The organism is Enterobacter sp. 120016 (genome assembly GCF_018383635.1).
Classification (GTDB): Bacteria; Pseudomonadota; Gammaproteobacteria; order Enterobacterales; family Enterobacteriaceae; genus Enterobacter; species Enterobacter asburiae_D.
In genome coordinates this window covers 74880-99698 of sequence record NZ_JAHAWC010000006.1, presented here as the reverse complement: position 1 = coordinate 99698, position 24819 = coordinate 74880, and the positions used below count along the sequence as shown (strand labels likewise).

Here is a 24819-nt window from a genome sequence, read left to right as displayed (position 1 = left end):
AATTTTACAGGGTGATTGGTTTTAAGCACAGTGAATGCAAACCGAATCTTCATCACACAGCCGCTTTAACGGAGAGATTATGAAACTCTATTACGCCCCGGACACCTGCTCGCTCTCACCCCATATCGTGCTTCGCGAACTGGCGATTGAGTTTGAACTGGTAAAAGTGGACAACAGGAGCAAGCTTACCGCTGACGGGCGCGACTTCCTGACCATCAACCCTAAAGGTTATGTCGCTGCGCTTGAACTGGATGACGGGAATATCCTGACCGAGGGGCCCGCCATTTTGCAGTACCTGGCAGACCTCAAGCCAGAAAGTGGGCTGGCACCGCGTGCAGACCGCTGGGAGCGAGTGCGGCTTCAGGAATGGCTAAACTTTATCACCAGCGAAATACACGCCGGATCGGCACCTCTTTTCAACCGCGTCCTGCCCGAAGAGGTCAAATCCATTTTTCGTGAGAAGCTGTTCAGGCGGTTCGATTTTCTTCAGGAGACGCTTTCCGTAAACGCATATCTGACAGGCTCTGCGTTTAGCGTGGCGGATGCCTATCTTTTCACCGTGCTGGGATGGTGCAAGTTCTTCTCCATTGAGCTGAGCCCCTGGCCTGCGTTGCTGGCGTACAGGGAAAAAATCAGTGCCCGTCCAGCGGTGCAGGCCGCATTAGGTGCGGAGGCGAAAGTCTAGCTCTGCGTATTCCGGCGCATGTATTAATGCCTGAAGCAGGAGGCGAGTGAGGATGTAGAACCAGGCTGCGTTAGCATACTGTCACTCTGCATCTGATTGCCTGGCACTTTTCACTGCATCCTGCTTCCCCGGATTGCATTGCTGTTTTGTTCCGGGAAGATAAAATTTTCCCGACGAGTCCGGATCTGTTCCGCCCGGACAACCTGCGCGGCCCGGCGCTGAGACGGTGCCATCCGAACCGTTTCCTCCATCCGAACCATTTCCTCCATCCCCTCCATCCCCGCCATTACCGCCACCAGCTGCATTTACAGCAAATGCGCCGAGTATGAGCAAAAATGTAATAACTCGTATAGTCATCAAAACCTCCATTGTTCAGGGCATTTCACAGGAGCACCTCACTTCTGATTTTCAACACTCGACCTGACAGCCTCCAGCGTCCTTTTACGGATCCAGCCGCTCCCTGCGCGTATTGCCAGCCAGTAAGCCGTCATTTTTAACTGAGTGCTTCTGTCCGGACAAAAGACGAACGTTTCTGTACAAAGTTCATGTTGACCTGGCGCCAGTTCCGTTACCTGGTAGCGTAGCAACAGTTTTGCGCTGCCCGGCGCGGCTGGCGACTGAAAAGCAATGGCATCTGGTGCGTTTTCCAGACCGAAATCAGTCCGCCAGAATTGTCCTCTTAAGCCATAGCAGAGCTCAGATGCAGAGTTTTTCAAAAGCGTAAAACTGTGCAGGCCAAAGTTGTTGATTGAGCCAGCCTGCTGATTGCGCAGAAATTTTTGCGGTAATTGCCGCAAAGACATCAGCCGACGAATCACGGCATCTTGCCGGACGTCAAAGTTGGCAATCAGCGGCAGAATATTTTCTGGATGGGTAGTGTGAATGACCGCTTGATGTTTCTCATGGAACTGAAACTCGGGTAAAAAAGCAGGAACATCCCGCCACTGAGCAAGCGCTTTGCGGGTAACGAATCCGGGGTTCAGCATTTCACGTCCTTGTCATCCTTTGCACTCTGTCAGAGTAACAGATGGCATGCGGCAAACAATTACCAGGAAAACGTAGTTCCGGAGCGTATATCAATAAAACAGCAAAGTCCTGGATCCGACCCCGCGTTGCCTGCAACGACTTTCCAAACCGCACCCGATGCGTTTATGGTGTTGTTTCACCCTCACAGGGCATCAGGTGTCATATATGTCGAAGGCAAAAGCCAACAAAGACTGGGTCAGACTGGCGCAACAACCCGGTAAAATAGAGCGCATAGAGGCGTATTTCAGCGGGCATGGCTATGAGCCGCATCGTCACGACACTTATGCCATAGGCCGGACCTTATCCGGGGTGCAGAGTTTTCACTATCGGGGAAGTAAACAACATAGCCTGCCGGGCGGGACAATGGTCCTGCACCCTGACGAAATACATGACGGAGAGGCGGGAACGAACGACGGATTCCAGTATCGGATGCTGTATATCGATCCGGCGTTAATTCAAAAAATCCTGGGCGGAAAGCCTTTGCCGTTTATTCCCGGCGGAATTTCATCCGATCCCCGGCTTTTTGCAGCGACCGAACCGCTGTTAAAAGCGCCACAAGAATCTTTTGATACGCTGGAAGAAGACGATGCGCTCTACGATCTCGCCCACACGCTGGCCGTCGTCGGAGGACAACGTTTTTGCCGAAATCGGGTGGATTATCAATCCGCAGAACGCGCGCGCGAATATATACACGCTGAATTCATTCACAATATTACGCTGGATACCTTATCCGCCGTCAGTGGCAGAGATCGCTGGAGCCTGAGTCGGGATTTTCGTGCGCTTTATGGCACGAGTCCTTATCGCTATGTGACCATGCGTCGACTTGAATACTGTCGACGCCTGATTCAGGCAGGCCTGTCGCTTGCTGAGGCTGCCGCTGCAGCGGGGTTTTCAGATCAAAGTCACATGACTCGTCAGTTCATCAAAACGTTGGGTATGTCGCCGGGGCGTTGGCAAAAATTCATCAAAGGTCATCCTGCCTGATTTGCACGATCGTTCAAGACCGGCAAGCCGGCCTTATTCTATCCTGGACGCTTCTCAACCATAGGAAGTGTCGCAATGTATAGTCCTGTTAATTTAGACAATAAATTCTCTCTCTTCGACGCGCACTGGCAGCCGAAAGTCATCGCCCAGATGAACGACTATCAGTTTAAAATCGTCAAAATATCGGGTGATTTTATATGGCACGCGCACCCTGAAACCGATGAGGCATTCATCGTGGTCGAGGGAGTGTTACGTATTGATTTTCGTGACGGACATGTGCTCGTCAATCCAGGGGAAATGTACGTTGTGCCGAAAGGCGTTGAACATAAAACGTCTGCTGAATCAACGGTAAAAATGATGATGATAGAACCTTGTGGGGTCCTGAATACCGGACATGAAGGCGGGGATCGCACCGCAGAGAACGACGTCTGGATTTGACGACGGAGGCTATGTTGCCGGGTGGCGGCTGCGCCTTACCCGGCCTACAAAAACCCTATAGGCCGCTATGACCCTCGCTCATCATCGTCAAAAACCGCTTCACCGTCCGCGAGCGTTCAAAACGCCGCCAGCACAGCGCGATATCGGTATAGAGCTCCGGTGAGCTCAGCGCGTGATAGGTCACATTCGGCGGTGAAATAGCCGCCATGGATTTGGGCACCAGCGCGAACCCGCCGCCCGCGGAGACCATGCTCAGGGAGGAGGAAAGCTGCGACGACTGCAGCGCGTGCTGCACGTCAATCCCGGCCCGCTCGCAGCAGCCGTGAACCCGTTCGTACAGCCCCGGCGCGACCTCCTGCGGGAACAGCACCACCGGCGTATCCCGAAGCTGCTCTAGCGCCAGCGAATCGCACGCCGCCAGCGGATGGTCGCGATGCAGCGCCACCACCATCGGCTCCCGGTCGAGGATTTTTAGCTCGAACGCCTTGCTGCTCTCGCACGGCAGGCGCACGAAGGCGATATCCAGTTCACCCTCCGCCAGCATCGTCGTCAGCGACGACATATTGGCTTCCACCTGGTGAACCTGCACCGCCATGTTCTGCACCTGAAACTGGCGAATCAGCGCGAAAATTTTGGGATGAAAAGCGTCGGAGCTGGTGATGCCAATCGACAGGTTGCCGTTCAGCCCGCGCGCGATGCCCCGGGCTTTCTCCAGCGCGGCATCGCTCAGCGCCAGGATCTTGCAGGCGTCCTCGTAGAAGGCTTCTCCCGCCTCGGTCAGCTCCACGCCCCGCGTCAGGCGTCTGAACAGCGGCGTGCCGACTTCCTCTTCGAGCCGTTTGATCTGCTGACTCAGTGGAGGCTGTGAAATACCCAGCGCTTCGGCCGCCCTGGTGAAGTGTCGCTCGCGTGCAACCGCGACAAAATACCGCAGATAACGAAGTTCCATATCTAAAACGTCTCAAACCAGCATGGTTTCTATATTGGAACTCTCTGCTGAATCGGGTCAACATTTATTTAACCTTTCTAAATAAAGTTGAAGAGGACGAGCACGATGATGCATTCATCTGCCTGCGACTGTGAGGCCAGCCTGTGCGAGACCCTGCGGGGGTTCTCCGCCCGGCATCCTGACAGCGTGATCTATCAGACATCGCTAATGAGCGCCCTGCTAAGCGGCGTGTACGAAGGAGAGACCACCATTGCCGATCTGCTGGCACACGGTGATTTTGGTTTGGGCACCTTCAACGAGCTGGACGGTGAAATGATTGCCTTCAGCAGCCAGGTGTACCAGCTGCGCGCCGACGGCAGCGCCCGGGCCGCGAAGCCGGAGCAGAAAACGCCGTTCGCGGTGATGACCTGGTTCCAGCCGCAGTATCGTATCACCTTCGATGCGCCGGTCAGCCGTCAGCAGATCCACGACGCGATCGACCAGCAGATCCCCTCCGATAATCTGTTCTGCGCGCTGCGCATTGACGGCAACTTCCGCCACGCCCACACCCGCACCGTACCGCGCCAGAAGCCGCCGTACCGCGCGATGACCGACGTGCTGGACGACCAGCCGGTGTTCCGCTTTAACCAGCGCGAAGGGGTGCTGGTCGGGTTCCGCACGCCGCAGCACATGCAGGGCATCAACGTGGCGGGCTATCACGAGCATTTCATCACCGACGACCGTCAGGGCGGGGGTCATCTGCTCGACTACCAGCTGGAGAGCGGCGTGCTCACCTTCGGTGAAATTCACAAGCTGATGATTGACCTGCCCGCCGACAGCGCGTTTTTACAGGCCAACCTTCACCCCAGCAATCTTGATGCAGCGATCCGTTCCGTCGAAAACTAACAGGAGAACTACCGTGAACAGTGAGAAACAGTCACGTCAGTGGGCGCACGGCGCCGATATGGTTGTCGGCCAGCTGGAAGCGCAGGGCGTGAAGCAGGTGTTCGGGATCCCGGGTGCGAAAATCGACAAGGTCTTTGACTCCCTGCTGGACTCCTCCATCGAGATCATTCCGGTACGCCATGAGGCCAACGCGGCGTTTATGGCGGCGGCGGTAGGGCGGCTAACCGGCAAGGCCGGGGTGGCGCTGGTCACCTCCGGGCCGGGCTGTTCCAACCTGATCACCGGCATTGCCACCGCCAACAGCGAAGGCGACCCTGTGGTCGCGCTGGGCGGGGCGGTGAAGCGGGCGGATAAAGCGAAGCTGGTGCACCAGAGCATGGACACCGTCGCCATGTTCAGCCCTGTCACCAAATACGCCGTGGAGGTCAGCTCACCGGACGCGATTGCCGAGGTGGTTTCCAACGCGTTTCGCGCCGCCGAGCACGGCAGGCCGGGGGGCGCGTTCGTCAGCCTGCCGCAGGATATTGTCGACCAGCCCGCGACGGGCGCGATTTTACCCGCCAGCGGCCCGGCGCTGATGGGCCCGGCACCGGAGTCGGCGATTAACGACGTGGCGAAGCTTATCGAAAACGCCAAAAACCCGGTCATCTTGCTCGGCCTGATGGCCAGCCAGCCCGCGAACAGCGCCGCGCTGCGCAAGCTGCTGGAGAAAAGCCGTATTCCGGTGACCAGCACCTATCAGGCCGCCGGGGCGGTGAATCAGGAGCACTTCACCCGCTTCGCCGGACGCGTCGGCCTGTTCAATAACCAGGCGGGTGACCGGCTGCTGCATCTGGCGGACCTGATCATCTGCATCGGCTACAGCCCGGTGGAGTACGAGCCGTCCATGTGGAACAGCGGCGACGCGACGCTGGTGCACATTGACGTGCTGCCTGCCTATGAAGAACGTAACTACGTGCCGGATCTGGAGCTGGTGGGGGATATCGCCGAGACGCTGAACCTGCTTGCTAACCGCATCGACCATAAGCTGGAGCTGAGCCAGCGGGCCTCCGAAATCCTGGTCGATCGCCAGCATCAGCGGGATCTGCTCGACCGCCGTGGCGCCTCGCTCAACCAGTTTGCCCTGCACCCGCTGCGCATCGTGCGCGCCATGCAGGACATTGTGAACAGCGACGTGACGCTCACCGTCGACATGGGCAGCTTCCACATCTGGATCGCCCGCTACCTCTACAGCTTCCGGGCGCGTCAGGTGATGATCTCCAACGGTCAGCAGACCATGGGCGTTGCCCTGCCGTGGGCGATTGGCGCGTGGCTGGTGAACCCGGGCCGCAAGGTGGTGTCGGTCTCCGGTGACGGCGGCTTCCTGCAGTCCAGCATGGAGCTGGAAACCGCGGTGCGCCTCAACGCCAACGTGCTGCACATCATCTGGGTGGATAACGCCTACAACATGGTGGCGATTCAGGAAGAGAAAAAATACCAGCGGCTTTCCGGCGTCGAGTTCGGCCCGGTCGATTTCAAAGCGTATGCCGACGCCTTCGGTGCGAAAGGCTTTGCCGTTGAGAGCGCCGAGGCGCTGGAACCCACGCTGCGTGCGGCGATGGATGTGGATGGCCCTGCCGTGGTGGCCATTCCCGTTGACTACAGCGATAACCCGCTGCTGATGGGCCAGCTCCATCTCAGCCAGATTTTGTGACTCACGATAAGGACAGAGAAATGCAAAAAGTTGCTCTCATAACAGGCTCAGGCCAGGGGATTGGTAAAGCGATCGCGCTTCGCCTGGTGAAAGACGGCTTTGCCGTCGCCATCGCCGACTATAACGTTGAGACGGCAAGAGCCGTCGCCGATGAAATCATCCGTAACGGCGGCAACGCCGTTGCCGTGAAGGTCGATGTCTCTGACCGCGAACAGGTATTTGCGGCGGTGGAGAAAGCGCGCACCGCGCTGGGCGGCTTTAACGTTATCGTGAATAACGCCGGGATTGCGCCGTCTACCCCCATCGAATCCATCACGCCGGACATTGTCGACAAGGTCTACAACATCAACGTGAAAGGGGTGATCTGGGGGATCCAGGCCGCGATTGACGCCTTCCGCAAAGAGGGGCACGGCGGCAAGATCATCAACGCCTGCTCCCAGGCGGGCCACACCGGCAACCCTGAACTGGCGGTCTACAGTTCCAGTAAATTCGCGGTGCGCGGCTTAACCCAGACCGCCGCGCGGGATCTCGCGCCGCTGGGGATCACCGTTAACGCCTACTGCCCGGGCATTGTCAAAACGCCGATGTGGGCGGAAATCGACCGTCAGGTCTCCGAGGCGGCGGGTAAACCGCTCGGCTACGGGACGGAAACCTTTGCCAAACGCATTACGCTTGGCCGTTTGTCCGAGCCGGAAGATGTCGCCGCCTGCGTCTCATACCTGGCAAGCCCGGATTCCGACTACATGACCGGCCAGTCGCTCTTAATTGATGGTGGAATGGTGTTTAATTAAATTCTAATAAGCTCTGACATGAGTTTTCCCCTGCACCCGTGCAGGGGCTTTTTTTTGTCTCCTCCGTCATTGTGCATTACACTGCGCGCTGCAAAACTTTAGTCATTACGATCTGACAGGCGGTAACAGCGATGAACGGTACAATCACAACGTGGTTTAAAGATAAAGGCTTTGGATTTATCAAAGATGAAAACGGCGACAACCGCTATTTTCATGTGATTAAGGTCGCGAACCCCGATCTGATTAAGAAAGATGCCGCGGTGACCTTTGAGCCAACCACCAACAACAAAGGCCTTTCCGCCTATGCGGTGAAGGTGATCCCCGAAAGCAAACATCTCTTTATTGCGGGCGAGCGCGTGAAGCTCTCCTCCATCAAATCCTTCGTGGTGTTTAACGAAGAAGAGCCGGCTGATACCAAAATCGACAAAGAGAACGCGGTGCTGTCGGTGGGGCTGCTGATGAACAGCATCAAGCCGAAATCCGAGAAAAAGCCGGGCGAAATGCGCACGGTGAAGAAGCTGGCGATCACCACCTTCCAGAATACGACGCTGATCTTCACCGAAGATGAGATCGACATTGATGCCACGGTGAAGCTGCTGAAGTGATTTTTTGCCGGGTGGCGGTTACGCCTTACCCGGCCTACAAAAAAACCTCAACGCGGCACGAAACGTAGGCCCGGTAAGCGCAGCGCCACCGGGCACCGCCGCGCGCACTTACCCCATCCTGTGCTCGCCTCTTAACATCGCCTCGCGGTCAAACACCCTCTGGATCTCCCCGTGCGCCATAAACGCCGCCCGGTCGGACATATGCGCAATCACGTCCGCATCATGGCTCACCAGCAGGTAGGTCATGCCGTGCTCGGCTTTCAGGCGGTTGAGCAGGTTCAGGATCTCCGCCTGTACGGACATATCCAGCGCCGAGGTCGGCTCGTCCAGCAGCAGAAGCTGCGGGCGCAGCAGCAGCGCGCGGGCAATCGCCACGCGCTGGCGCTGGCCGCCGGAAAGCTGATGCGGATAACGCTTGCCCGCGTCGGCGGAAAGCCCCACCTGCTGCAGCGCATCCGCCACTTTGTCCGCAATCTGCGTTTCGCCGTGGATGTGTAACGGCTCCGACAGGGTGCGCGCAACGGTGTGGTTCGGGTGCAGCGACGCCCACGGATCCTGAAACACCATCTGCACGTTGCGGCGAAGCTCGCCTTCAAAACGCCGCCCAGGCCGTAGCGCGTCTCCCAGGATCGAAATGCGGCCGTTCCACTCGCGCTGCAGCCCCGCCAGCACGCGCAGAATAGTCGATTTCCCGCAGCCGGATTCGCCGATCAGGCTGAAGGTTTCACCTTTCTCGATGGCAAAGCTGGCGGCGGACACCGCCGTTTTCTCCCCGAAGCTCACCTGGAGATCCTTAACGTCAACGAGCGTCATTATCGGTCTCCTTCCACGGCTGCGAACGGTCCAGCGTCGGCAGCATCTGGCCGAAGGTGTTGGCGTTTGGACGGCAGGTCCACAGGGTGCGCGTATACGGATGCGTCGCCTGCGGCAGCCGGCTCGCCGCCATCTCATCGACCTTCTCGCCCTGATACATCACCAGCACGCGGTCGCAGTGTTCCGCCACCAGCGGCAGATCGTGGCTGATTAATAGCATCGCCATCCGGCGTTCTTCGCTCTGCTGCACCAGCAGATCGAGGATCTGGTTGCGCAGGCGGGCGTCCAGCGCGGAGGTGGGTTCGTCGGCAATCAGCACCTGCGGGTTGTTGATGAGCGCAATCGCAATCATCACCCGCTGGCCCATGCCCCCGGAGAGCTCGCCGGGGTAGCGCGTGAGGACATGTTCGTTAAGTCCGACGGCACGGATGATGTCGTGAATGCGCGCCAGGCGCTCGGCGCGGGGCAGGCGCTGATGCAGGGTCAGCGCCTCATCAAGCTGAGCGGCGACGTTTTTCGCCGGGTTCAGCGCGTAGCGCGGGTCCTGCAGGACCATCGCAATCCCGTTACCGCGCAGCGCCTGCCAGCGGCGGGTGCTCAGGGTCAGCAGGTCGTTGCCGAGCACGTTTAGCCGGTTCGCGCTCACGATGCCGGGCTTGCGCACCAGCCCCATCAGGGCGCGGGCGGACATCGATTTGCCCGAGCCGGATTCCCCCACCAGCGCCAGCCGCTCGTTGCCCAGCGTGAAGCTCAGGCTGTTGACCACGCGCGCGGCGGGGTAGTCGATATTCAGCGCATCGACGATGACGCGTTGTTCAGTCATGCTGTGGCTCCAGTACGTCGCGCAGGCCATCGCCCAGCAGGTTAAAGGCTAGGCTGGCAAACAGAATCGCGCCGCCCGGAATGGCGGCAATCCACCACTGGTCGAAAATGACCTGCATGCCGTCGGCGATCATCGCGCCCCATTCGGCCATTGGCGGACGCGCGCCAAGGCCGAGGAAGCCCAGCCCGGCGGCGGCCAGAATAATGCCCGCCAGATCCAACGCCAGCCGCACAATCGCGGACGGCAGGCACAGGGGCAGAATATGGCCGACCAGCAGGCGCAGCCCGCGAATGCCCATCATCTCGGCGGCGGCGAGATAGTCGCTGTGGCGCAGACGCTGAATTTCACTCCGCGCCTGCCGCGCGTAGGCGGGCCAGGTGGTTAGGGCCAGCGCCAGCGCGCCGTTGACCAGCCCCGGGCCAAGCATCGCCACAAACGCGAAGGCGAGGATCAGGCGCGGCATCGACATCACCACGTCGGTAAAGCGCATCAGGATGCGCTCCATCCAGCCGCCGTAGTAGCCGGACAAAATCCCCACCAGCAGCCCGGCGGGCAGGGTGATAACGGTGACTAACGCCACCAGCCCGAGCGCCGGACGGGTGCCGTAAATCAGGCGTGAAAGTAGGTCGCGCCCGTAGCTGTCGGTGCCCAGCCAGTGCTGGATATTGGGTGCCTGCAGGCGCGCGGCGGCGTCCTGCCAGTTCGGGTCAAGCGGCGCGAGCCACGGCGCGAACAGGGCGATAACCACCAGCAGCGCGATAGCAGCCAGCCCGCAAAACGCGGCAGGGGAGCGGCGCAGGCGGCGTAAGAAAAGATAAAACGGCATCAGCGCACCCTGGGATCGGTCGCCCGCACGAGCAGGTCGGTAAGGTTATTGATCAGCACAAAGCTCACGCCAATCAGCAGCGTGCCGCCCATGATGGCGGTGGTGTCTCCGGCGAACAGGGCGGTGGTGAGGTAGCGCCCGATGCCCGGCCAGGAGAAGACGGTTTCGGTCAGTACCGCGCCTTCCAGCATGCTGGTGTAGGCGAGGGCGATCACCGTCAGCAGGGTGCCGCGAATGTTCGGCAGCACGTGGCGCAGCAGAATGGCCATCTCCCCGGCTCCCTTGGCGCGGGCAAGCAGGATGTACTCTTTGTTCATCTCGCTCAGGCAGGCGGAGCGCGTCAGGCGCGTGATGCTCGCCAGCGAGTAATAGGCCAGCAGCAGTACCGGCAGCACCAGGTGGCTGAGGGCGTTGCGGAACGCCTCGCGGTCGCCGGAAAGCCAGGTATCCACCAGCGCAAAGCCGGTGCGCGGATCGACGGTGAACTGCCAGATATCGTCCAGCCTGCCGGGACCCGCGCTCCACTGCAGCTTCGCGTAGAACAGGGCCAGCATCAGCAGGCCGAGCCAGAAAATGGGCACCGAGTTGCCGAGCAGGGTGAGGGTTCTGATGGCGAGATCGAGCGGCGAACCGGCGTAGCGGGCGCACAGCACCCCGGCAATCACGCCGAGCACGGCGCCGATGATTAACGCCAGCGTCGCCAGCTCAAGCGTGGCGGGGAACGCGTGGAGCAGGTCCTGCAGCACCGGCTGACCGGTGGCGCTGGCCGTGCCTAAATCACCGTGTGCAAGATTTTGCAGGTAGTGCCAGAACTGTACGGGCAGGGGGCGATCCAGCCCAAGCTGGTGGCGAACCTGATCGTAGGTTGACTGGCTCGCGTGATCGCCGACGATCTGCAGCACGCGATCGACCGGTGAAAACGCCGAGAGCGCAAACGTGACGAGCAGCAGCCCGAAGAGCGTGAGCAGCAGGGTCAGCAGGCCCTGGAGCACGCGGGTGGAAAGATGTGGCATGGGACAATCATTATCCTGAAAATATGCACGGACGACCCCCTCTCCCTGTGGGAGAGGGCGGGGGTGAGGGGGAACAGGCGGCTCTGTTGCGCGATGTTGCCCTCACCCCAACCCTCTCCCACGGGAGAGGGAGAAGGAGAAGGGCTACTTCGTGACGCGATCGTACCAGACCATATCCGCGTTCAGCCCCTGCTGATACCCCTTCACGTTATCGCGCACCACGATCTGGGTTTTGCCCTGATCGATGAACACGTACGGCGAATTCTGCTGCAGCTGTTCCTGCATCTTCTTGTAGAGATCCAGACGCTTGGCTGGATCCGGCTCGGCTACCGCCGCCAGCGTGGCTTTGTTCAGCTCTGGAATTTTCCAGCCGTTAAGCCCGGCCACGGTGCTGGATTTGCCGTCGTTCCACGCAAAGGCGCTGGCGTTAGAGTGCGCGTCGAAGTAGTCCGGGATCCACAGACGGATCGCCGCCTGATGCTGCTTTGCGCGCACGCGGGCATAGACCTGGCTCCCGGCTGCAGGCAGCAGATCGACCTTCACGCCGCCCTGGGCAAAGCTCGCCTGCATCGACTGGGCGATCGTGATAAACGGCGGCTTGTTCTCCACGTCCAGCGTGAAGTGCGCGTCTTTAATCCCCGCTTTGGCGAGGATCGCTTTCGCTTTTGCCGGGTCAAACGTAAATGGATTGTCTTCCAGCGCGCCCGGCAGCCCGACCGGCAGGAAGCTCTGGTGAACAAAGTACTGGCCTTTCAGCAGATTTTTGGTGATGCCTTCATAGTCCACCAGCCAGCGCGAGGCTTCCCAGAACGCCGGGTTGTTCAGCAGCGGGTTGGCGCTGTTGCCGGTGTTAAACACCAGATAATTCTGCTCGGCGGACGGAATGCTCAGCACCTTGACGCCCGGCTTGCCGTCCAGGGCGCTTATCTGATCGGCACCCAGATCGCGCACCACGTCCGCATCACCCTGCTGGATCAGCAGGCGGCGTGACGCCGGGTCGGGGACGTTTTTAATGATGATGCTTTTGAGCTTTGGCGCGCCGCCGGGCGCTGACTCGTTGGCTTCCAGCACGATGGCCTGATGCGGCTGATAGACGCGCATTTTGAACGCGCCGCTGCCCGCCGAGTGCATTTTCAGCCAGGCGTTACCGAAGTCGTTATCCTTCACGTTCGCCGCGACCTGCTTTTCATCGACGATGGAGGCAATCGGCGTGGAGAGAATATTCAGCGCCACCGACGGGCTAACGTCCGCCGTCCAGTGAAGCGTGAGGGTGTGATCGTCCACCTTTTTCAGCTGGCTGGCGATGTTGCTCGCGTCCCAGCCCAGCACGTTGAGAATAAACGCCGGAGATTTGTTCAGCGTTACGGCGCGTGTGTAGGAGAAGATCACGTCTTCCGGGCGCAGCGGGTTGCCGGAGGCGAATTTGGCATCGGGCTTAAGTTTAATCGTCAGCGTTTTTGCTGCCGCGTCCGCTTCCCAGCTTTCTGCCAGAATCGGGGTGATTTTTTCAGGGTTATCGCGGTCCGGCTGCACCAGGCGCTGATAGAGGCTCGGCACGGTCTGGATGCTGGAAAGCTCGTTGGCTTCGGCCGGGTCGAGGCTTACGATATCATCAAGCCCCTGGGCAACAACCAGCGTGTTGGGCGGAGTAGCGGCGTGGGCAGCGCTTGAGAGCGCAGCCAGCACCAGTAACGGCAACAGTTTTTTCGTCATAGCGATCCCTGAGAAGAATATATTGTGATTGTTTTATGCTCCGCTACGTTAGGTCGACTCTTACATTCCGCAAAGTCGAAATTCAGCTTTGCTTATGCCTTCCGGGAATATCGCATGCGCTTGGGCTATTAAAATGCGCTGCTTTTCGCCCGCTTTTTAACCTGCTATAACAAACTCCTTACCTTTCAGGGAGTCACCGCCGTGCCCGAAATCAATCATCATGGTCAAACCGTCAACGATATCGTTCCCGACTGGAAAGGCGCGCGCGTATTAACCCGCACGCCGTTGTTCGGCCAGTATTGCCGCCTGGAGCCGCTGGATGCCGATCGCCACGCGGCCGATCTCTACGAGGCCTACGCGCTGGGCGACGACAGCGACTGGACGTGGCTTGCCAGCACGCAGCCAGCGAGCGTGGAAGCTACCGCGCACTGGATCATGGAGAAGGTCATGGACGATGAGCTGGTACCGTTTGCCGTCATTGATTTACGCACCGAACGAGCGGTGGGGCTGGTGAGCTATATGGCAAACGAGCGGCTGCTGGGGTCGGTGGAAATTGGTCACGTGACCTGGTCGCGCAGGATGAAAGGGACCCGGATGGGCACCGAAACGGTGTGGCTGCTGCTGAAAAATGCGTTTGAGCACGGCTACCGGCGCCTCGAGTGGAAGTGCGATTCCATGAACATTGCGTCACGCAGCGCGGCGGAGCGGCTGGGGTTTGTCTGGGAAGGACGCCTGCGCCAGAAGCTGGTGCGCAAAGGGCGCAACCGCGACAGCGATATGCTTTCTATTATTGACGGCGAATGGCCGCAAAGAGACGCCGAACTGCGCGCCTGGCTGGCGGCGGAAAATTTTGACGCACAAGGGCGGCAGATTAAAAGGCTTGAGGCATTTCGGTTATAGGAACGGTTATGTAGGGTACAGCGACATTCTGTAATTAATCTGCCGAAATCACGATTTCAATTAAGTTGGTTTTGCCGGATTGCAGCCCGTGAGCCACCGCCGTGGCGATGTCCGCCGCCTGGGTAACCCGGCAGCAGTGGATGCCCATGGCGCTGCCCAGCGACTGAAAATCGATGTGCGGGTTAACCAAATCCATTCCGATAAAGCGTCCCATCTGCGTCGAACTGTAGGCGGGCTGGCTCTTCATAAAGTTTTTCAGGACGTTGTACTCCAGGTTATTCATAACGATAAAGGTGACGGGAAGATTTTCGTGTGCCGCCGTCCAGAGCGCCTGCGGGGAATACAGTGAAGCGCCGTCGCCCATCAGGCACACTACCGGCTCGCGGCCCAGCCCCAGCGAGTGTCCCACCGCCGCAGGCATACCCCAGCCCAGACCGCCACCGCGCATAAAGTAGTAGCGCGGGTGCTGCTGGTCGGAAATAAACCGGCGAACGTGTCTGGCCGTTGCAATCGCCTCGTCGACAATCGTGGTGCCCGGCGGAACGGACTTTATCACCTCGTAGGCCGCGACCATCGGCGAAATCGCCGGGCGCAGCCGCTCGGCAGCCAGGCGCTCTTCCTGCTGTTTCCACTCTTTTTCACGTTCAGCGCGTGCCGTTTTGAGCAGCCGCTGATGCGTCAATTTGCTTGCCACCCGGCGCTGCTCAAGCTTCGGTAACAGTTCCTTCAGGGAGAGTTTGATATCCCCCATCACCGATAGGCGGGTGGCGTAGGTGCGGCCCAGCTCGTTCATGTCGGCCGAAAGCTGATAAACCGCGCACGTCCCCGGGATAGCGTCCCCTTCGCTGTACAGAATGGTGATCAGGCTTCTGCCGCCGATGATAAATACCGCGTCGTAGGCGTTAACGACGCTGGCAATTTCGCAGGCGGTGGTGGGCATGTTGCCGCGCCAGAGCGCGTGCTGCGTGGGAAAGGGGAGGTTCAACGGCCAGGAGGAGCCGTAAACGTGGGCACCGAGCGCTTCCGCAAGCTGGACAATCTCCTGCGTCGAGCCGCTGGAGTGAACCTCATCCCCCGCCACAATCATGATCCTGCCGGGCGTAACCTGGCTCAGCTTCTCCGCCAGCTCGTCCAGCGAGCCCGCCACGGTGTGATAGTTCACCTTTGAGGCCGTTTGTATCCCGGCGTCGCTGAGCTCTTCCATCACGTTCATTGGCAGAGAGAGCAGCACCGGACCCGCGGGAGGGTAGCTGGCGGCGTGAAAGGCGCGGCGCACAAGAACCGGGAGCTGATCGGCGCTGGTGACCTCCTGCGCCCATTTCACCACCGGCGATCCAATGGAAACAATGTCATCGTACAGGAGCGGGTCGCGCACGTAGTGCCGCGTGTCCTGCTGCCCGACGGTGACAACCAGCGGCGTTTTCATGATCCGCGAGTTGATTAAGTTTCCCATCCCGTGCCCGAGGCCGCTGGCCGTGTGCAAATTGATAAAACCCGTTTTGCCGGAGGCTTTCGCATAGCCGTCGGCAATGGCGACCACGCTGCTCTCCTGGAGCGCCAGAATATAGTGAATGTTTTCATGACGAAGCAGGGCATCAATCAGCGGAAGTTCCGTCGTGCCGGGGTTGCCAAATATATATTCCACGCCTTCACTCTCAAGAACCTCAAGGAGAATATCGGCGCCAGAGCGCATATTTAAATCTGATAAGGACGTTAATGATTTAATCATAATGACACCTCATTCAGTATTATTTAAGGCATGCTAAAATTCTTCCTGCGTGGGGCGAACAACAATTTCATTAATATCAACGTCGCCTGGCTGTTCGATGGCAAATAAAACGGAACGGGCAATCGACTCTGCCGGAATAGCCTGCTTGTAAAATTCATGCAGGAACTGTTTGCTCGGGACATCAGAGCTACCAAACTGTAGTTCGCTTTCAACGGCACCGGGGGAAATAAGGGTAGTCCGAATGGTTTTCCCCGCCTCCTGACGTAACCCTTCACTCAGGGCGCGGACGGCGAATTTCGTGGCGCTGTACACTACGCCACCGGGGGCAAGGACCTTGATGCCCGCCACGGAGGCAACGTTAATAAAGTGTCCGCTTCCCTGACGCTGGAACACCGGGAATGCCGCCGCGATACCGTACAGCACGCCTTTGATATTGGTATCAATCATCCTGTCCCACTCGTCGGTTTTGAGTTCGCTGATGGGGGCAATAGCCATATAGCCCGCGTTGTTGATCAGTACATCGACGCGCTGGTATGCGGCGACGGCGGCGTTTATCGCCTTCTGTACCTCTTCCTGGCGTGTGACATCGGCCTTAACGGCAATCGCCTGCCCGCCCTGCTGAATAATTTGATCCACCAGGGCGTTGATTCTATCCAGACGGCGCGCGACCAGGACCAGCGAAAACGGTTTGTCGGCTAAATGAAGGGCAATGGCCTGACCGATACCGCTGCTGGCACCGGTGATAACCACAACTTTGTTTGCACTATTATTCATGATCTTATCTCACTGTTGTATGATTCAAAATAAATAAAAAGAAGGGAGAGATTTAAGAATTATGAAAAATTCTTAAATGCTCGTTTTTGATATATTCTGTATCTGGAATGAAATAATACTCGCTTAAAACTTAATGGCGTGCGGAAGAGAATGTCAATAACGTTTTTCAATAATTAAATTAATTGCAGTCCTAATATTTAATTCTTATATGTAACAATCATATGAACAGAATGAAATTTGCCGATCCTCGCGGCCCTGCGGACAAGGCCTGAGAATTAAATTTTTCCACTGTAGAGCACGGGACCGGTGGGTTGACCGGTGGGGGATCCCCCCTCAGGTTCAAGGCTTATGGCTATCATCGCGTCAGGGGTAAGGGTGTTGTTTCTGAGAGCAACATGGGTCGGTATATCACTTTGCAGCAGCCCAAGGGATATCGGGGCCTTCCCGGCAGGAATAAGCCAAAGCTGCAGGCTGTTTTGCGCCGCGACAGCGTTCGGTCTGAGAGGGGTTATGCTCAGATACTGGCGGCGGCTGTCCGCGCTGACGATCCACTGTCCGTGCTGTTGGGCATCGTTGAGCACCATCAGCGGTGCGAGTTCCGGCGTGCGGGTGGTATACCAGGCTACCGCGCTAACGGCGGCGATGCCGGCCGCGACCATCCAGCCGAGATAAGGCCGGCTTTGGCGCAAAGGCTTTTTCGGCGGCAGATCGAGGGCGATCTTCTTCCACACCGTCTCGGGCGGGGTAACGGGCGCGAGATGACTGTCGAGCGTGCTGAACGTTTCCTGCCAGTACGCCACGCGGGCGGCCAGACCGGGCTCAGCGGCAAGTCTTTTCTGGAACTGAAGCCGCGCCCCTCCGCGCAGGGTGCCGAGGGCATATTCCGCAGCCAGCATGTCATCGCGTTTTTCGCTGTCATTCATAGGCCCACGCACTCCCGAAGATGATCCATCGCGCGGCGGATCCAGCTTTTTACCGAGCCCACAGGCTGCTGGAGCCAGTCGGCAATGTCGCTGTGGGACATGCCCTGATAGTAGGCGAGCGTAATACTCTGGCGCTGTTCATGACTCAAATGTTCCAGACAATGCCTGAGCCGCGCTGCCTGCGCGTCGTCGTGCCAGTTATTCTGCTCATCGCTGTCGCCCAGCAGAATATCTTCCGAATACGACTCCTCATGGGCGGCAGCGCGGGTTTGCCCGCTGCGCAGCCAGTCAATACAGCGGTTGCGAACAATATGCGTAAGCCAGGTCATCGGGGAGCTCAGGGTAGCGTTATAGGTTTCGGCTTTACTCCAGACGGTGACAAAACAGTCGTGAAGGATCTCTTCTGCCCAGGCGCGATGGCGCAGCATGCGCAGCGCGACGGCAAACAGGTGAGGCGATGTGAGTCGGTAAAGTTGTTCAAATGCGCGGCGATCGCCGTTTGCGATCGCCTGCATTAATTTCAACTGCTGTTCAGCCAGCGCGTTATCCATGTTTTTCCCGGAAGGCAACGTCACACTTCCGAAGTATAGACAACTACTTAGGCATCAGGACGGTATCAATCACATCGATCACGCCATTTTTCTGATGGACGTCGTAGGTGCTGATGTTCGCCACGTTGCCTTTACCATCTTTGAGCTGAATATTGTGCGGGCCGTTGCTCATGATCCACAGCGGTTGCCCGTTAACGGTTTTCAGCTCCGCGTGGCCGCCGCCCTGTTTAATTTTCTGCTCCAGCGCTTTCATATCGTAATTACCCGCAACCACGTGATAGGTCAGAATGCTGGTGAGCTGCGCTTTATTTTCCGGCTTCACCAGATTGTCGACCGTACCCGCAGGCAATTTTGCAAACGCCGCATCGGTTGGCGCAAAAACGGTGAAGGGCCCTTTGCTCTGCAGCGTCTCCACCAGCCCGGCCGCTTTGACCGCCGCCACCAGCGTGGTGTGATCTTTTGAGTTCACGGCGTTTTCAACAATGTTTTTGTTCGGGAACATTTCCGCTCCGCCCACCATCACGGAGCCAGACGTCATGGCTGCTGATGCGCCTGCACAGAAGAGCAAGGCGCTGGATACGAATGCAACACTGAGTAGCTTTTTCATCATTTATCCTCGGATTAGGGAGCAAAGGCGTTGCTCACATACTCACATACGAGGGCAGGGGGGAAACTGGATGCAGTGAAATGAAAATAAATTTTTGGCGGGGAAGTGAGTTCCCTCTCCCCGTTGGGGAGAGGGGAAATGGCTTAGCGTCGAACCGGCGCCCCGTTCGCCACATAATACGCCGCCGTGCTCTTCGCCAGCGGCTCGCTTCCGCGAATAGCGTCGGCAATCTTCTCGCCAATCATAATGGTGGTGGCGTTCAGGTTGCCGGTGATGATCTGCGGCATGATCGACGCATCCACCACGCGCAGCCCTTCCAGTCCGTGTACGCGGCCTTCGCCGTCGACCACCGCCATTTCGTCATAGCCCATCTTGCAGGTGCCGCACGGGTGGAAGGCGGTTTCGGCGTGGTTGCGCACGAACTCGTCCAGCTGTTCGTCGGTCTGGCACTCGACGCCCGGGCTGATTTCACGACCGCGGTATTTGTCCAGCGCGGGCTGGTGCATGATCTCGCGGGTGATGCGAATCGCGTCGCGGAACTCCTGCCAGTCCTGCTCGTGGGACATATAGTTGAACAGGATCGCCGGATGCTGGTGCGGATCGCGGGACTTGATGCGCACGTGGCCGCGGCTCGGGGAGCGCATGGAGCCGACGTGGCACTGGAAGCCGTGCTCTTTTACCGCGTTCGAGCCGTTGTAGTTAATCGCCACCGGCAGGAAGTGGTACTGAATGTTCGGCCACTCGAACTCCTCGCGGCTGCGGATAAACCCGCCCGCTTCGAAGTGGTTGCTCGCGCCCACGCCGGTGCCGCCAAACAGCCACTCGGCGCCAATCTTCGGCTGGTTCCACCACTGCAGGGCAGGGTAGAGGGAGACCGGCTCTTTGCATTCGTACTGGAGGTACATCTCCAGGTGATCCTGCAGGTTCTCGCCCACGCCGGGCAGGTCGTGCACCAGCGGGATATCGAACTCGGCGAGCAGGTCTGCGCTGCCCACGCCGGAGCGCTGGAGGATCTGCGGGGAGGCAATGGCTCCGGTGCTCAGCAGCACTTCTTTCTTCGCCGTCGCTCTGGACGGAATGGTGCTTTCGCCCTCCAGCCACTCGACGGCCACCGCGCGCTTGCCGTCAAAAATAATGCGATCGGTCATGGCGTGGGTGCGGATGGTCAGGTTCGGGCGCGGCTTCGCCTGGTCAAGATAGCCGCGCGCGGTGCTGGCGCGTCGGCCCTGCGGCGTGACCGTGCGGTCCATCGGGCCGAAGCCTTCCTGCTGGTAGCCGTTGAGATCCTCGGTGCGCGGGTAGCCCGCCTGCACGCCGGCTTCCACCATTGCCTCAAACAGCGGGTTCACGCCCGGTTTGGAAGTGGTGACGCTCACCGGACCGTCGCCGCCGTGGTAGTCGTTCGGCCCCACGTCGCGCGTCTCTGCCTTGCGGTAGTAGGGCAGGCAGTTGAGGTAGCTCCAATGCTCAAGGCCCGTTTCTTTCGCCCAGTTGTCGAGGTCCATCGCGTTGCCGCGGATATAGCACATGCCGTTGATCAGCGACGAGCCGCCCAGCCCTTTGCCGCGTCCGCACTCCATGCGGCGGTTGTTCATGTAAGGCTCTGGCTCGGTTTCGTACGCCCAGTTGTAGCGCTTGCCCTGCAGCGGGAACGCCAGCGCGGCGGGCATCTGGGTGCGGAAGTCAAAGCGGTAATCCGGCCCGCCCGCCTCAAGCAGCAGGACGGTGGTGTTCGGATCTTCAGTCAGTCGCGTTGCCAGCACGTTGCCGGCAGAGCCGGCCCCGATAATGATGTAGTCAAATTGCAAATAAACCTCCCGGTTAAAATATGGACTGGAATTTACCCATCTCAACCTGGATGGACTTCACCTGGGTGTAGCTCTGCAGCGTCATCACGCCGTTCTCGCGGCCAATGCCGGAGTGTTTGTAGCCGCCGACCGGCATCTCTGCGGCGGATTCACCCCAGGTGTTGATCCAGCAGATGCCCGCTTCGAGCTGATGAATGGCGCCGTGCGCGCGGTTCAGGTCGGCAGTGACGATGCCCGCCGCCAGACCGTAGTCGGTGTCGTTGGCGCGGCGAATGGCTTCTTCTTCGCTTTCATAGGTGAGGATGGACATCACCGGGCCAAAGATCTCTTCGCGCACGATGGTCATCTCGTCGGTGCAGTCGGTGAACACGGTCGGGGCGACCCACGCGCCGTTGTCAAAACCTTCGCCCTTCAGCGCGTCGCCGCCGCACAGCACGCGCGCGCCTTCCTCTTTGCCTTTGGTGATGTAGCGCAGCACGCTGTCGCGGTGCGGGAAGCTGACCATCGGGCCAAAGTTGGTGCGTTCATCGAACAGATCGCCCGCGCGGATGCGGCCCACGCGCTCGACGATTTTCTGCTCAAACACGGCCTTAGATTTCGCGGGCACGAACACGCGGGTGCCGTTGGTGCACACCTGGCCGGAGCTGAAGAAGTTCGCCATCATCGCGATGTCCGCCGCGAGATCCAGATCCGCGTCGTCGAAAATAATCAGCGGGGATTTGCCGCCCAGCTCCATCGTCACCTCTTTCAGGGAGGAGGCAGCCGAGTTGGCCATCACCTTTTTGCCGCTGGCGACGCCGCCGGTGAAGGAGACTTTCGCGATGCCCGGATGCTCGGTCAGGTACTGGCCGGTCTCCGCGCCCACGCCCGGCAGGACGTTAAACACGCCGTCCGGCACGCCCGCTTCGGTGTAGATCTCGGCAAGCTTCAGAGCGGTGAGCGGGGTGACCTCGCTCGGCTTGAAGATCATCGCGTTGCCCGCCGCCAGCGCCGGGGCCGATTTCCACAGGGCTATTTGGATCGGGTAGTTCCACGCGCCGATGCCCGCCACCACGCCCAGCGGCTCGCGGCGGGTGTAGACGAACGAGGTGTCGCGCAGCGGGATCTGGCTGCCTTCCAGCGCCGGGATCAGCCCCGCGTAGTACTCCAGCACGTCCGCACCGGTGACGATGTCGACGGTGGAGGTTTCAGAAAACGCTTTACCGGTGTCGAGGGTTTCCAGCTTCGCCAGTTCGTCGTTGCGCTCGCGCAGGATATCGACGGCGCGACGCAGGATGCGCGAGCGCTCCATGGCGGTCATCGCCGCCCAGATTTTTTGCCCGCGTGTTGCGCTTTCCACGGCGCGATCGACGTCTTCACGCCCGGCGGCCTGTACGCTCGCCAGGACTTCACCGTTGGCCGGGTTGATGGTCTCGAAGGTGCGACCGCTGGTGGCGGATGTATAACCACCATTGATATAAAGCTGCTGTTCTGCCATTCGGGACATAAATTCTCCTCGGTTATTCGGTCGGTAAATGCTGGCTGATAAAGTGGCTGGTGAGCGATTGCGCCAGGGTTTTATCCAGCGGCTTGCCGCTCAGCGCGGCGCGTAGCCACAGCCCGTCGATCAGCGCCGCCAGCCCGTAGCCCGCCTCCTGGGCCTGCTCGCGCGGCAGCTCGCGGCGGAACTCGTACACCAGGTTCGACAGCAGACGGCGGCTGCTCACCTGCTGCAGGCGGTAGAGCATCGGCTGGTGCATGCTGCTCGCCCAGAAGGCCAGCCAGGCCTTCATGGCCGCGCCGCTGGTCTGGGTTTCATCAAAATTGCCGCCGACAATCGCCTGCAGGCGCTGCTCCGCGCTGCCGTCCGGCAGGGCGCGTAAGCGGCTTACTACCGCGTCGCGCAGCTGGCCGGTGATGTCGCGCATGGTCGCTTCCAGCAGACCGTTTTTGTCTTTGAAGTAGTGACTGATGATCCCCGTGGAAACGCCCGCCCGACGGGCGATCTGCGCGATCGTCGCGTCGTGCATTCCCACTTCATTTATTGCTTCCAGCGTGGCGTCGATAAGCTGCCTGCGCCGGATCGGCTGCATCCCCACTTTGGGCATTTTTGCCACTCCATTCATCAGCGTTAGTAATACATTAAAGCGGTTTTTGATTGGACGTTCAATATAAAATGTGTCTTAATTGTTGCGGATTTGGATTTTAATAGTTACAAAAACAGTGGGGATACTGGATGACAGACCTTTCACAGGACAGAGAAAAAGACAAAATCAACCCGGTCGTTTTTTATACTTCCGCCGGGCTGATTTTGTTGTTTTCCCTGACGACCATCTTCTTTCGTGTTCTTTCGTGATTTTTCTGCCGAGTGGATTGGGCGCACCCTCAATTGGGTGTCGAAGACCTTCGGCTGGTACTATCTGCTGGCTGCGACGCTCTATATCGTCTTCGTGGTCTGCATCGCCTGCTCGCGCTTCGGTTCGGTGAAGCTCGGGCCGGAGCAGTCCAAGCCCGAGTTCAGCCTGCTGAGCTGGGCCGCGATGCTGTTTGCCGCGGGCATCGGCATCGACCTGATGTTCTTCTCCGTGGCGGAACCGGTCACGCAGTATATGCAGCCGCCGGAAGGGGCAGGGCAGACGATGGAGGCCGCGCGCCAGGCGATGGTCTGGACGCTGTTCCACTACGGACTGACGGGCTGGTCGATGTACGCCCTGATGGGCATGGCGCTCGGATACTTTAGCTATCGTTATAATTTGCCCCTCACCATCCGCTCCGCGCTGTATCCGATTTTCGGTAAAAAAATTAACGGCCCGATTGGCCACAGCGTCGATATCGCGGCGGTGATCGGCACCATCTTCGGTATTGCGACGACGCTCGGGATTGGCGTGGTGCAGCTCAACTACGGGCTGAGCGTGCTGTTTGATATCCCGGATTCGATGGCGGCCAAAGCGGCGCTGATTGCGCTCTCAGTCATTATCGCCACCATCTCGGTGACGTCGGGCGTCGATAAGGGCATCCGCGTGCTCTCCGAGCTGAACGTGGCGCTGGCGCTGGGGCTGATCCTGTTCGTGCTGTTTATGGGCGATACCTCGTTCCTGCTCAATGCCTTAGTGCTGAACGTGGGCGACTACGTAAACCGCTTTATGGGCATGACGCTGAACAGCTTCGCCTTTGACCGCCCGGTAGAGTGGATGAACAACTGGACGCTGTTCTTCTGGGCGTGGTGGGTGGCGTGGTCGCCGTTTGTTGGCCTGTTCCTGGCGCGTATTTCACGTGGCCGCACCATCCGCCAGTTTGTGATGGGCACGCTGATTATCCCGTTCACCTTTACCCTGCTGTGGCTGTCGGTGTTCGGCAACAGCGCGCTCCATGAGATCATCCACGGCAATGCAACCTTCGCGCAGGAAGCGATGGCGCACCCGGAGCGCGGCTTCTATAGCCTGCTGGCGCAGTACCCGGCGTTCACCTTTAGCGCCTCCGTGGCGACCATCACCGGCCTGCTGTTTTACGTCACCTCGGCGGATTCCGGCGCGCTGGTGCTGGGCAACTTCACCTCGAAGCTCAAAGACATCAACAGCGACGCGCCGAACTGGCTGCGCATCTTCTGGTCTGTCGTCATCGGCCTGCTGACGCTCGGCATGCTGATGACCAACGGCATCTCGGCGCTGCAGAACACCACGGTGATCATGGGACTGCCGTTCAGCTTCGTTATCTTCTTTGTGATGGCCGGGCTGTATAAATCGCTCAAGGTGGAAGACTACCGCCGCGTCAGCGCCAGCCGCGACACCGCGCCGCGTCCGATGGGCGCGCAGGACAGGCTGAGCTGGAAAAAACGCCTCTCGCGCCTGATGAACTACCCGGGCACGCGCTACACCAAACAGATGATGGAGACGGTCTGCTTCCCGGCGATGGAAGAGGTCGCGCAGGAGCTGAGGCTGCGCGGCGCGTACGTGGAGCTGAAAAACTTGCCGCCGGAGGAGGGCGAGACCCTGGGGCACCTGGACCTGCTGGTACACATGGGCGACGAGCAGAACTTTGTCTATCAGATCTGGCCGCAGCAGTATTCGGTGCCCGGTTTTACCTACCGGGCGCGCAGCGGGAAGTCGACCTACTACCGTCTTGAGACCTTCCTGCTGGAAGGCAGCCAGGGGAATGATTTGATGGACTACAGCAAGGAGCAGGTGATTACGGACATTCTGGACCAGTATGAACGGCACCTGAACTTTATCCATCTGCACAGGGAAGCGCCGGGGAATAGCGTGATGTTCCCGGATGTTTGAGACATTACGTGCATGAACGATAGG

The 24819-nt window shown here is 59.1% G+C and carries 24 protein-coding genes and 1 pseudogene; 9 read left to right on the top strand and 16 right to left on the bottom strand.

Annotated features, from left to right (window positions below; all coding sequences use genetic code 11):
* Window positions 1–79: 79 nt before the first annotated feature.
* Window positions 80–685 carry a glutathione transferase GstA gene (gstA, locus tag KIF87_RS11065; protein ID WP_213328760.1) on the top strand — a complete coding sequence of 202 codons (606 nt, stop codon included), beginning with the start codon at window positions 80–82 and terminating at the stop codon, window positions 683–685.
* Between the two features lie 81 nt (window positions 686–766).
* Here the strand turns inward: gstA and KIF87_RS11060 are convergent, their stop codons facing one another.
* Entirely contained in the window at window positions 767–1042 is a 276-nt protein-coding gene (locus KIF87_RS11060) for a hypothetical protein (protein WP_213328759.1), read from the bottom strand.
* 38 nt (window positions 1043–1080) lie between these two features.
* Window positions 1081–1671 (bottom strand): hypothetical protein, encoded by a 591-nt coding sequence (locus KIF87_RS11055; protein WP_213328758.1) that lies wholly within the window; start codon window positions 1669–1671, stop codon window positions 1081–1083.
* A gap of 205 nt (window positions 1672–1876) precedes the next feature.
* Here KIF87_RS11055 and KIF87_RS11050 point away from each other — a divergent pair, with 205 nt between their 5' ends.
* Window positions 1877–2695 (top strand): AraC family transcriptional regulator, encoded by an 819-nt coding sequence (locus KIF87_RS11050; protein WP_213328757.1) that lies wholly within the window; start codon window positions 1877–1879, stop codon window positions 2693–2695.
* 75 nt (window positions 2696–2770) lie between these two features.
* The gene (locus tag KIF87_RS11045; protein WP_213328756.1) at window positions 2771–3133 is read left to right on the top strand and encodes a cupin domain-containing protein; all 363 of its coding nucleotides are present in this window, start codon (window positions 2771–2773) and stop codon (window positions 3131–3133) included.
* Between the two features lie 55 nt (window positions 3134–3188).
* On the opposite strand, the gene KIF87_RS11040 is transcribed toward KIF87_RS11045, so the two are convergent.
* Complete coding sequence (locus KIF87_RS11040) at window positions 3189–4082, bottom strand: LysR family transcriptional regulator (protein WP_213328755.1); 894 nt, start codon at window positions 4080–4082, stop codon at window positions 3189–3191.
* Window positions 4083–4187: 105 nt separating this feature from the next.
* On the opposite strand from KIF87_RS11040, the gene budA reads away from it, so the two are divergent.
* From budA to KIF87_RS11020, 4 genes are all read left to right on the top strand, one after another.
* The gene (budA, locus tag KIF87_RS11035; protein ID WP_063145233.1) at window positions 4188–4967 is read left to right on the top strand and encodes an acetolactate decarboxylase; all 780 of its coding nucleotides are present in this window, start codon (window positions 4188–4190) and stop codon (window positions 4965–4967) included.
* A gap of 13 nt (window positions 4968–4980) precedes the next feature.
* Complete coding sequence (gene alsS, locus KIF87_RS11030; protein WP_213328754.1) at window positions 4981–6660, top strand: acetolactate synthase AlsS; 1680 nt, start codon at window positions 4981–4983, stop codon at window positions 6658–6660.
* A 20-nt stretch (window positions 6661–6680) separates the two neighbouring features.
* On the top strand, window positions 6681–7451 hold the full coding sequence (locus tag KIF87_RS11025) for a (S)-acetoin forming diacetyl reductase (protein WP_213328753.1): 771 nt from the start codon (window positions 6681–6683) through the stop codon (window positions 7449–7451).
* Between the two features lie 131 nt (window positions 7452–7582).
* Entirely contained in the window at window positions 7583–8056 is a 474-nt protein-coding gene (locus KIF87_RS11020) for a cold-shock protein (protein WP_023310683.1), read from the top strand.
* Window positions 8057–8164: 108 nt separating this feature from the next.
* On the opposite strand, the gene KIF87_RS11015 is transcribed toward KIF87_RS11020, so the two are convergent.
* The 5 genes from KIF87_RS11015 to KIF87_RS10995 all read right to left on the bottom strand — a co-directional run bounded on the left by KIF87_RS11015 (window position 8165) and on the right by KIF87_RS10995 (window position 13244).
* Window positions 8165–8869, bottom strand: coding sequence for an ABC transporter ATP-binding protein (locus KIF87_RS11015; RefSeq protein ID WP_213328752.1), 705 nt, complete (start codon window positions 8867–8869; stop codon window positions 8165–8167).
* Entirely contained in the window at window positions 8856–9692 is an 837-nt protein-coding gene (locus tag KIF87_RS11010) for an ABC transporter ATP-binding protein (RefSeq protein WP_213328751.1), read from the bottom strand. The genes KIF87_RS11015 and KIF87_RS11010 overlap by 14 nt, the downstream gene beginning before the upstream one ends.
* A complete protein-coding gene (locus KIF87_RS11005) occupies window positions 9685–10518 on the bottom strand; it encodes an ABC transporter permease (RefSeq protein WP_063145238.1) in 834 nt (277 codons plus the stop codon). Before KIF87_RS11005 ends, KIF87_RS11010 begins: the two co-directional genes overlap by 8 nt.
* Complete coding sequence (locus tag KIF87_RS11000) at window positions 10518–11531, bottom strand: ABC transporter permease (protein ID WP_213328750.1); 1014 nt, start codon at window positions 11529–11531, stop codon at window positions 10518–10520. The genes KIF87_RS11005 and KIF87_RS11000 overlap by 1 nt, the downstream gene beginning before the upstream one ends.
* A gap of 144 nt (window positions 11532–11675) precedes the next feature.
* Window positions 11676–13244, bottom strand: coding sequence for an ABC transporter substrate-binding protein (locus KIF87_RS10995; protein WP_213328749.1), 1569 nt, complete (start codon window positions 13242–13244; stop codon window positions 11676–11678).
* A gap of 201 nt (window positions 13245–13445) precedes the next feature.
* Between KIF87_RS10995 and KIF87_RS10990 the strand changes: the two genes are divergently transcribed.
* Entirely contained in the window at window positions 13446–14144 is a 699-nt protein-coding gene (locus KIF87_RS10990; RefSeq protein ID WP_213328748.1) for a GNAT family N-acetyltransferase, read from the top strand.
* Window positions 14145–14178: 34 nt separating this feature from the next.
* Here KIF87_RS10990 and KIF87_RS10985 read toward each other — a convergent pair whose 3' ends face one another.
* The 8 genes from KIF87_RS10985 to betI form a co-directional block, all read right to left on the bottom strand.
* Window positions 14179–15873 carry a thiamine pyrophosphate-binding protein gene (locus tag KIF87_RS10985; protein WP_213328747.1) on the bottom strand — a complete coding sequence of 565 codons (1695 nt, stop codon included), beginning with the start codon at window positions 15871–15873 and terminating at the stop codon, window positions 14179–14181.
* A gap of 33 nt (window positions 15874–15906) precedes the next feature.
* Window positions 15907–16647: an SDR family oxidoreductase gene (locus KIF87_RS10980; RefSeq protein WP_213328746.1), complete on the bottom strand. Its 741-nt coding sequence runs from the start codon at window positions 16645–16647 to the stop codon at window positions 15907–15909.
* A 275-nt stretch (window positions 16648–16922) separates the two neighbouring features.
* Entirely contained in the window at window positions 16923–17570 is a 648-nt protein-coding gene (locus tag KIF87_RS10975; protein WP_213328831.1) for an anti-sigma factor, read from the bottom strand.
* Window positions 17567–18121, bottom strand: coding sequence for an RNA polymerase sigma factor (locus KIF87_RS10970; RefSeq protein WP_213328745.1), 555 nt, complete (start codon window positions 18119–18121; stop codon window positions 17567–17569). Before KIF87_RS10970 ends, KIF87_RS10975 begins: the two co-directional genes overlap by 4 nt.
* A gap of 43 nt (window positions 18122–18164) precedes the next feature.
* Window positions 18165–18728, bottom strand: coding sequence for a fasciclin domain-containing protein (locus tag KIF87_RS10965; protein WP_213328744.1), 564 nt, complete (start codon window positions 18726–18728; stop codon window positions 18165–18167).
* Between the two features lie 143 nt (window positions 18729–18871).
* The gene (gene betA / locus KIF87_RS10960) at window positions 18872–20536 is read right to left on the bottom strand and encodes a choline dehydrogenase (RefSeq protein ID WP_213328743.1); all 1665 of its coding nucleotides are present in this window, start codon (window positions 20534–20536) and stop codon (window positions 18872–18874) included.
* Between the two features lie 13 nt (window positions 20537–20549).
* On the bottom strand, window positions 20550–22022 hold the full coding sequence (gene betB / locus KIF87_RS10955) for a betaine-aldehyde dehydrogenase (RefSeq protein ID WP_213328742.1): 1473 nt from the start codon (window positions 22020–22022) through the stop codon (window positions 20550–20552).
* Between the two features lie 13 nt (window positions 22023–22035).
* Window positions 22036–22623, bottom strand: coding sequence for a transcriptional regulator BetI (gene betI / locus KIF87_RS10950; RefSeq protein WP_063145249.1), 588 nt, complete (start codon window positions 22621–22623; stop codon window positions 22036–22038).
* Window positions 22624–22751: 128 nt separating this feature from the next.
* Here betI and betT point away from each other — a divergent pair.
* A pseudogene (betT, locus tag KIF87_RS10945) lies at window positions 22752–24795 on the top strand (choline BCCT transporter BetT).
* Window positions 24796–24819 lie beyond the last annotated feature (24 nt).

Coding starts and splice junctions, on each gene's coding strand:
- gstA (WP_213328760.1), top strand. CDS start 80: ATGAAACTCTATTACGCCCCGGACACCTGCTCGCTCTCACCCCATATC.
- KIF87_RS11050 (WP_213328757.1), top strand. CDS start 1,877: ATGTCGAAGGCAAAAGCCAACAAAGACTGGGTCAGACTGGCGCAACAA.
- KIF87_RS11020 (WP_023310683.1), top strand. CDS start 7,583: ATGAACGGTACAATCACAACGTGGTTTAAAGATAAAGGCTTTGGATTT.
- betI (WP_063145249.1), bottom strand. CDS start 22,623: ATGCCCAAAGTGGGGATGCAGCCGATCCGGCGCAGGCAGCTTATCGAC.
- KIF87_RS11010 (WP_213328751.1), bottom strand. CDS start 9,692: ATGACTGAACAACGCGTCATCGTCGATGCGCTGAATATCGACTACCCC.
- KIF87_RS11055 (WP_213328758.1), bottom strand. CDS start 1,671: ATGCTGAACCCCGGATTCGTTACCCGCAAAGCGCTTGCTCAGTGGCGG.
- KIF87_RS11060 (WP_213328759.1), bottom strand. CDS start 1,042: ATGACTATACGAGTTATTACATTTTTGCTCATACTCGGCGCATTTGCT.
- budA (WP_063145233.1), top strand. CDS start 4,188: ATGATGCATTCATCTGCCTGCGACTGTGAGGCCAGCCTGTGCGAGACC.
- betB (WP_213328742.1), bottom strand. CDS start 22,022: ATGTCCCGAATGGCAGAACAGCAGCTTTATATCAATGGTGGTTATACA.
- KIF87_RS10975 (WP_213328831.1), bottom strand. CDS start 17,570: ATGAATGACAGCGAAAAACGCGATGACATGCTGGCTGCGGAATATGCC.
- KIF87_RS10980 (WP_213328746.1), bottom strand. CDS start 16,647: ATGAATAATAGTGCAAACAAAGTTGTGGTTATCACCGGTGCCAGCAGC.
- KIF87_RS10985 (WP_213328747.1), bottom strand. CDS start 15,873: ATGATTAAATCATTAACGTCCTTATCAGATTTAAATATGCGCTCTGGC.
- KIF87_RS11000 (WP_213328750.1), bottom strand. CDS start 11,531: ATGCCACATCTTTCCACCCGCGTGCTCCAGGGCCTGCTGACCCTGCTG.
- KIF87_RS11025 (WP_213328753.1), top strand. CDS start 6,681: ATGCAAAAAGTTGCTCTCATAACAGGCTCAGGCCAGGGGATTGGTAAA.
- KIF87_RS10995 (WP_213328749.1), bottom strand. CDS start 13,244: ATGACGAAAAAACTGTTGCCGTTACTGGTGCTGGCTGCGCTCTCAAGC.
- KIF87_RS11005 (WP_063145238.1), bottom strand. CDS start 10,518: ATGCCGTTTTATCTTTTCTTACGCCGCCTGCGCCGCTCCCCTGCCGCG.
- KIF87_RS10970 (WP_213328745.1), bottom strand. CDS start 18,121: ATGGATAACGCGCTGGCTGAACAGCAGTTGAAATTAATGCAGGCGATC.
- KIF87_RS10965 (WP_213328744.1), bottom strand. CDS start 18,728: ATGAAAAAGCTACTCAGTGTTGCATTCGTATCCAGCGCCTTGCTCTTC.
- KIF87_RS11015 (WP_213328752.1), bottom strand. CDS start 8,869: ATGACGCTCGTTGACGTTAAGGATCTCCAGGTGAGCTTCGGGGAGAAA.
- KIF87_RS11045 (WP_213328756.1), top strand. CDS start 2,771: ATGTATAGTCCTGTTAATTTAGACAATAAATTCTCTCTCTTCGACGCG.
- KIF87_RS11040 (WP_213328755.1), bottom strand. CDS start 4,082: ATGGAACTTCGTTATCTGCGGTATTTTGTCGCGGTTGCACGCGAGCGA.